This is a genomic window from Cognatundibacterium luofuense (genome assembly GCF_018139685.1).
Taxonomy (GTDB): Bacteria; Pseudomonadota; Gammaproteobacteria; order Burkholderiales; family Burkholderiaceae_D; genus Undibacterium; species Undibacterium luofuense.
In genome coordinates this window covers 1-576 of the sequence record NZ_JAGSPN010000077.1, presented here as the reverse complement: position 1 = coordinate 576, position 576 = coordinate 1, and the positions used below count along the sequence as shown (strand labels likewise).

At 45.0% G+C, this 576-nt stretch carries 1 protein-coding gene; it reads left to right on the top strand.

All coding sequences use genetic code 11. From position 1 onward, the window contains the following. A partial coding sequence (locus KDM89_RS19400; RefSeq protein WP_212689547.1) for a hypothetical protein occupies positions 1 to 576 on the top strand: 576 nt, incomplete at both ends.

Here is a 576-nt window from a genome sequence, read left to right as displayed (position 1 = left end):
ATTGACCCAACAGCCTTGAGCCTATTCGACTTGGCAGCTTTGGACCGGCTAGCTGCAACATTGATGCAAGCATGTGAGGTACCAGCTCAATCTGTCAGTCATGCACATCTCAAAGAAGCACGGCAACGCTTACAGCTGTTGATTTCTCATGGACGCGCCAGAAACGAAGCATGGTCTGGGCTCTCTGATCAGTATTTGTCGGACGTCAGCAATCTGAATGCGCAAGATTTGCAGATACAGTGGAGGAGTGCTAATCAAGAATGGATGTTGAAAAGCTGGTTTTCCAAGCGAAAAATAACAACTCAGATAAAAGCATTTCATCTACAAGGGACGCGACTTGATTCTGGTGACGTTGATAGGTTCTTGCTAGTATTGAAAAAATTAAATGAAGAAGATCAATATCTCGCAGAACACAAAGAAGTAGGGAGGGAATTGCTTGGCTTAGCGTATTCCGGTATTTCTAGTAACTGGGAAAGTGCCGAAGCACACTTGCAATGGATGGAGAGTTTTTCACAAGCATTCAGCGATGCCTGTCAGACCCGCTCTGAGGACATAAGTCAGTTACGATCACAGTTA